The organism is Chitinimonas sp. (assembly GCF_041904975.1).
Taxonomy (GTDB): Bacteria; Pseudomonadota; Gammaproteobacteria; order Burkholderiales; family Chitinimonadaceae; genus Chitinimonas.
Window position 1 is genome coordinate 1 of record NZ_JAYRLZ010000246.1, and the last position, 6,321, is coordinate 6,321.

At 58.4% G+C, this 6,321-nt stretch carries 5 protein-coding genes and 1 tRNA gene; 2 read left to right on the top strand and 4 right to left on the bottom strand.

What is annotated here, in order from left to right; translation table 11 throughout:
- Nucleotides 1-285: 285 nt before the first annotated feature.
- The 3 genes from uvrB to cysB form a co-directional block, all read right to left on the bottom strand.
- The gene (gene uvrB / locus ACE3OH_RS17860) at nt 286-2,304 is read right to left on the bottom strand and encodes an excinuclease ABC subunit UvrB (RefSeq protein ID WP_374356262.1); all 2,019 of its coding nucleotides are present in this window, start codon (nt 2,302-2,304) and stop codon (nt 286-288) included.
- Between the two features lie 84 nt (nt 2,305-2,388).
- Nucleotides 2,389-3,255, bottom strand: coding sequence for a head GIN domain-containing protein (locus tag ACE3OH_RS17865; RefSeq protein WP_374356265.1), 867 nt, complete (start codon nt 3,253-3,255; stop codon nt 2,389-2,391).
- A 157-nt stretch (nt 3,256-3,412) separates the two neighbouring features.
- On the bottom strand, nt 3,413-4,345 hold the full coding sequence (cysB, locus tag ACE3OH_RS17870) for an HTH-type transcriptional regulator CysB (RefSeq protein ID WP_374356268.1): 933 nt from the start codon (nt 4,343-4,345) through the stop codon (nt 3,413-3,415).
- Nucleotides 4,346-4,561: 216 nt separating this feature from the next.
- Between cysB and ACE3OH_RS17875 the strand changes: the two genes are divergently transcribed.
- Both ACE3OH_RS17875 and ACE3OH_RS17880 read left to right on the top strand, forming a co-directional pair.
- The gene (locus tag ACE3OH_RS17875; RefSeq protein ID WP_374356271.1) at nt 4,562-5,290 is read left to right on the top strand and encodes a phosphoadenylyl-sulfate reductase; all 729 of its coding nucleotides are present in this window, start codon (nt 4,562-4,564) and stop codon (nt 5,288-5,290) included.
- An 83-nt stretch (nt 5,291-5,373) separates the two neighbouring features.
- A tRNA-Ser gene (locus ACE3OH_RS17880) sits at nt 5,374-5,464 on the top strand.
- 83 nt (nt 5,465-5,547) lie between these two features.
- Here the strand turns inward: ACE3OH_RS17880 and ACE3OH_RS17885 are convergent.
- Complete coding sequence (locus ACE3OH_RS17885) at nt 5,548-6,012, bottom strand: CreA family protein (protein ID WP_374356274.1); 465 nt, start codon at nt 6,010-6,012, stop codon at nt 5,548-5,550.
- Between the last annotated feature and the right edge of the window lie 309 nt (nt 6,013-6,321).

Sequence of the window (6,321 nt, forward strand, 5' to 3'; positions counted from 1 at the left end):
CTTGCCTTTTTACAACCAGAAAACAGAACTAGCAGAATCACGAAAAATACACTAACCAAAGATCTCATTCATATCACTCATACGCAGTATAAAAAACAACCCCAGCAGATCTGATTGACCTACGAATCTTTGCCATTCCCGATGCCGAACATACAAGCGAAGCACCTTACCTTATTTTCAACGGTCAATCAAAAACTCGTCGCATAAAGCGTACAATCCCAATGGCATACCTGTGCGCGGAGCGCGATTAATCTCACCGCACTCTGATCGCGCAGTCCCGCCCACTCAACCCGCCCCAAACACCCGCTCGCGCAGCTTGTGCAATTGATCGCGCAATTCGGCGGCTTTCTCGAATTCCAGATTCTTGGCCGCTTCCAGCATGGCTTTTTCGATGGTCTTGAGTGATTTGGCCAACGCCTTTTCGTCCATCTCCTCCAGCAGCATGCGCTGCTGGCGCTCGGCCCTATCCACGCGGGCGGCTTCCTCGTCGTAGACGCCGTCGATAATGTCTTTGATGCGTTTGACCACCCCGCGCGGCACGATGCCATGCTCGGCATTGAATGCCAGCTGCTTGGTGCGACGCCGCTCGGTTTCGCCGATGGCTTTTTTCATCGACTCGGTAATCCGGTCGGCATACAAAATGGCCATGCCGTTCAGATTACGGGCGGCGCGGCCTATGGTCTGGATCAGGCTGCGCTCGCTGCGCAAAAAGCCTTCCTTGTCGGCATCCAGGATCGCTACCAGCGACACTTCCGGAATATCCAGGCCTTCGCGCAGCAGATTGATGCCGATCAGCACATCGAATTCGCCCAGGCGCAGGTCGCGGATGATTTCCACCCGCTCTACCGTGTCCACATCCGAATGCAGATAACGCACCTTGATGCCGTGCTCGTCGAGGTAATCAGTGAGCTGCTCGCTCATGCGCTTGGTCAGCGTCGTGACCAGCACCCGCTCGCCGATGGCAGTGCGCTTCTGGATTTCACTCATCAGGTCATCGACCTGGGTGGCCACCGGGCGCACCTCGATCACCGGGTCGACTAGGCCGGTTGGCCGCACCAGCTGCTCCACTACCTGGCCCTGATGCTCGGCTTCGTAGTTCGATGGCGTGGCCGATACAAACACGGTTTGCGGCATCATCCCTTCGAACTCTTCAAACGTCAGCGGCCGGTTATCCAGCGCCGATGGCAGGCGAAAGCCATAATCGACCAGGTTTTCCTTGCGCGAGCGGTCGCCCTTGTACATGGCGCCAATCTGGCCGATCAGCACGTGGCTTTCGTCGAGGAACATCAGCGAGCCGGGCGGAAGATAGTCGATCAGGGTCGGCGGTGGCGAGCCAGCCGGTTTACCGGAAAAATGCCGCGAGTAGTTTTCGATGCCTTTGCAAAAACCCATTTCCTGCAGCATTTCCAGATCGAACTTGGTGCGCTGATCCAGCCGCTGCGCTTCCACCAGCTTGTGCTCCTTATGGAAGAACTCCAGCCGCTCGCGCAATTCGGTTTTGATGGTTTCCATGGCGCGCAGCACGGTGGCACGCGGGGTGACATAGTGGCTGGACGGGTACACGGTAAAGCGCCCCAAACGCTGCTGCACATGGCCAGTGAGCGGATCGAACAGCTGGATCTGTTCGATTTCGTCGTCGAACATGCCGATTCGCACTGCCAAGTCGGCATTTTCAGCCGGGAATACATCGATCACATCGCCGCGTACCCGGAAATGGCCGCGGCTGATGTCGATTTCATTGCGCTCGTACTGCATCTGTACCAGGCGGGCGATCAGGTCGGCCTGCGGCAAGCGCTCGCCCTCCTTCACATGCAGGATCATCTGGTGATAGTCGGATGGATCGCCAATACCGTAGATCGCCGACACAGTGGCGACGATGATGCAGTCAGGCCGCTCCAGCATCGCCTTGGTGGCCGATAGCCGCATCTGCTCGATATGCTCGTTGATCTGCGAATCTTTCTCGATAAACAGATCGCGGCTCGGCACATAGGCCTCGGGCTGGTAGTAGTCGTAATACGAGACGAAATACTCGACGGCGTTTTCCGGGAAGAACTCGCGAAATTCCGAATACAGCTGGGCCGCCAGTGTCTTGTTCGGCGCCATCACAATGGCCGGGCGGCCGGTGCGAGCGATGACATTGGCCATGGTATAGGTCTTGCCCGAGCCGGTTACCCCAAGCAGGGTCTGGAAGCGCAGGCCGTCTTCCAAGCCTTCGACCAGCTGGGCAATGGCGGTGGGCTGGTCACCCGCCGGTGGAAACGGTTGATGCAAACGGTAGCTACTGCCGGGAAAGGTGACGACCATGGCTCACTCCTGCGCAATCGGCCATTCTAGCAGGCTGGGCCGCCGTTCCGCGCCCCGCCTGCCCGTCACCCGCCCCGGCGCTGACTATTGCAGGGATACGTTTTCGCCGTGGATTTCGGTCTTGGCTGGCTTACCCGCCACCGTCACTTCGCCCGAACCAGAAGCTGTGGCTTTGACCGATTGGCTGGCAAAGATGGCGATATCGCCAGAGCCCATCACCGAGACATCGGCCGCCTCGGCATGCAAATCGCCCAAGTTCAGATCACCCGAACCCAGTACATTGCCGGTGAGCTGCTTGGCCGAGCCAGACGCCGTCACACTGCCCGAGCCCTTGACCGCCGCCTTGAAGGTATCGACCGAGACGCGACCCAGCGATACATCACCCGACCCCAGTACATCGAGATCGACCTTGCCCGGCTGCAGCTGATCGGCATCCAGATCACCCGAGCCGACCAAGTGCGCCGTCAGGGTATCGACCTTGCCAGCGAGGCGCGTATCGCCCGAGCCAGTCACATCGAGGGCGAAATCGCCGCCCTTGAGGCCATCCACCGCCAGCTCACCGGAGCCAGCGTGGCGTGCTGCCTTCAAGGCCGGCGTGACCAGCTTCACCCTTACCGGATTATTGGATGAGAACGAGCGCTCGGCGCGTATGCGCAACTGACTACCCTGCTGCTCGGTAACGATCAGCTTGAGCAGATTGGCATCGCCGCTCACCGTCAGACTCGGGGTATCGCCGATGCTGACCTCGACATCGATCGCACCATCGGCCTGGACTTCGGAAACGGCGGTGATCGACCGTGTTTCGGTCTTTTCGCTGCCATTGCCCCGCTCGCCCAACTCGGCCACCGACACATTGATCGACTTGATATCGCCGGTTTTTTCATCGTGGTCGATCTGGATACCACAGGCTGTCAGGCTGATGCCGGCCAGCAATGCAAAAAGTCGCTGCATGATCACCCCCAAAAGTAAACATTCCACGAAGAATGTTATACCAGATCCGCAAACAGCCCAACTGTTTTTGCTGGCGCAGCCCCAAAAGCATCAAGGCCGCGGCAAAAGCGCGGCCTTGAAGACGAGGCAGGATTACGAGCATCACGAATTCAGTGACTTAGTCTTCCGCCACCTTGAACGAGGCCTCCACCACCTTGCGCGTCAGATGCGGTGCGAAGCGCTCGATAAAGGCATAGGTATAGCCACGCAAATAGGCATCGCGGCGGATGCCGATACGGGTGGTCGAGGGCTCGAACAGGTGCGCGGCATCGATTGCCTGCAGATTCGCATCTCGCGCCGGATCAAAAGCCATGCTGGCGATGATGCCGATACCCAGCCCGAGACCGACATAGGTCTTGATCACATCGGTATCGATGGCAGTCAGCACCACATTGGGCTCCAGCCCGGCCGCTTCGAAGGCCCGATTGATCTTGGAGCGGCCAGCAAAGGCAAAGTCATAGGTAATGATCGGCCAAGCGGCCACATCGGCAATGGTGATAGCCCGACCGAGTTTGCTGAGCGGATGCCCCTCCGGGACGATGACGCTGCGGTTCCACTGATAGCACTCCAGCGCGGTCAACTCGGGGAATTGGTCGATACCCTCGGTGGCAATGGCGATATCGGCGCTGCCATCCATCACGAATTCGCAAATCTGCGTCGGGCTGCCCTGCTTGATCGACAGCTTGACGCCCGGGAAGCGCGACAGGAAGTCATGGATGGTATCGGGCAAGGCATAACGGGCTTGGGTATGGGTGGTAGCGATGACCAGGCTACCCTCCTGCTCGTTGACGAACTCCTCGGCCACCCGCTTGAGATTCTTTGCCTCGCGCAGAATGCGCTCCGAAATCTTGAGAATCTCCTTGCCCGGCGCGGTAACGTCCACCACCCGCTTGCCATTGCGCACGAATACCAGCACGCCGAGTTCGTCTTCCAAAAGGCGGATCTGCTTGCTGATACCGGGCTGCGAGGTATGCAGTGCCTCGGCCGCTTCCGACACATTGAGCCCTTGCTTGGCGACTTCGACGAGGTAACGCAGCTGCTGCAGCTTCATGGCCGATCCATCCCGTGAAATAACTGTTCTATCTAAAATCTTAACACATCAGTCTTTATTGATTATTTGCCCGCAAGGCTAACATGGCGGATGGTGAACCGCTGTCAACCGTAGCCAGCCATGGAGATACCGGCCTGAGTCGCACCAATGCCGAATGGTGTTGCTTACGCGCTCCCACGACAACACAACGTAACATTTACAGGCGGACGCCCAGCCATGACCCAAGCCATCGACCCCGCATTGCAAAACAAAATCGACCATACCGTTGCGGTACTCCGGAAGATTGCCGACGAATACAGCCCGGCGGCATTTGCCAATTCATTTGGCGCCGAAGACATGGTGCTGACCGACCTGATCGCCCGCCATGGCATCAATATCGGCGTATTCAGCCTCGATACCGGCCGCCTGCCCGGTGAAACCTATGAGCTGATGCACACCAGCCGCGAGCGCTATGCGCAGACGCCCATCACCGTGTACTTTCCCAAAGCGGAATCGGTTGAGCACTATGTAAACGAGCATGGCATCAATGGCTTCTATCACAGCATCGAGGCCCGCAAGCAATGCTGCCGCGTACGCAAGCTGGAGCCACTGGCTCGCGCACTGGCAGGTCAAAACAGCTGGGTGACCGGCCTGCGCCGCGAGCAATCGACCACCCGCACCGAGATGCAGGAACAGGAATGGGATGCCGCCAACGGGCTGAACAAGTTCAATCCCCTGCTCGACTGGAGCGAAAAAGAAGTCTGGGCCTATATCAAGGCTGAACAGCTACCGTATAACGCACTGCACGACCGCCACTACCCGAGCATAGGCTGCGCCCCGTGCACGCGCGCCATTACCGTCGGCGAAGATATCCGCGCCGGCCGCTGGTGGTGGGAGAACCCGGACAGCAAGGAATGCGGCCTGCATGGCGCCAGCAGCAGCCTGCAACGGCCAGCCGGCAAGTGACCGAGATCGCGGCATGTTTGCAGGCAGCAAGGAAATGATTGTTTGCGGATGCGCGGCGGATGCGGCATAATGCGCGTCCTCGCGGAAAGGTGGATGAGCGGTTTAAGTCGCACGCCTGGAAAGCGTGTTTAGGATAATATCCTAACGAGGGTTCGAATCCCTCCCTTTCCGCCAGCCACATACCAAAAGCCCTGACCTGTCAGGGCTTTTTTTCATACCAGCCTAGCCAGCGCCACACCTTTCAAACTCATCACGCCTCACTTCACCGGTATGGGTTGCGAGCGCTCTATCGGCACAGCAGTGACCGAGTTCTGCGGCGAGCCTTCGAGCAGTTTGTCGGAATAGGTCAGATAGACCAGCGTATTGCGCTTCTTGTCCACCATGCGCACGATGTGCAGCCGCTTGAACAACAGGCTCAGGCGCTCGTCGAACACATCTTCCTGCTCGGGCAGCGGCTTGGGAATGCTGATCGGCCCGACCTGCCGGCAGGCAATCGAGGCATTGGACTTATCCTCGGCCACCCCCAGCGCCCCTTTGATACCACCGGTCTTGGCGCGCGACACATAGCAGGTCACCCCATTCACGGCCGGGTCGTCATAGGCGTCGACCACAATCTTATGATCGGGTCCCAGCAGCTTGAAGACGGTATTGACCGAGCCTATCGACTCGGCATGAAGCAGACTGCTGGTAGCCAGAAGCGCGGCAAAGACGGCAATTCGCATGGTTGGTCCTGATGGCAAGCAATGAAAGAGAAGGGGGCCAGCGTAGCACACGCAAGCGAGAGCCTAGTTCGCAGCCAAATTCATGGGCTTCACTCGAGCAAGGGCGCCGCTCAATACATTCGCGCCGTAGGCGCATAAGATCGGAGCAGTACATTCGGCGCAGTGCGCTTCGGTTCAAATGCTTACGAAGGATTGCACCTTACGGCCTTGGGTTTTATGCGCCTGCGGCGCGAATGATTTAGGGCGGGATTGCGTCCCGCAGCCGCCTGACTTTCTTGTCTTGCCAAGAAAGTCAGCAAAGAAGGCGCG

Excerpts from the sequence above, each read along its gene's own strand:
- uvrB (WP_374356262.1), bottom strand. The coding sequence starts at position 2,304 with ATGGTCGTCACCTTTCCCGGCAGTAGCTACCGTTTGCATCAACCGTTT.
- ACE3OH_RS17865 (WP_374356265.1), bottom strand. The coding sequence starts at position 3,255 with ATGCAGCGACTTTTTGCATTGCTGGCCGGCATCAGCCTGACAGCCTGT.
- cysB (WP_374356268.1), bottom strand. The coding sequence starts at position 4,345 with ATGAAGCTGCAGCAGCTGCGTTACCTCGTCGAAGTCGCCAAGCAAGGG.
- ACE3OH_RS17875 (WP_374356271.1), top strand. The coding sequence starts at position 4,562 with ATGACCCAAGCCATCGACCCCGCATTGCAAAACAAAATCGACCATACC.
- ACE3OH_RS17885 (WP_374356274.1), bottom strand. The coding sequence starts at position 6,012 with ATGCGAATTGCCGTCTTTGCCGCGCTTCTGGCTACCAGCAGTCTGCTT.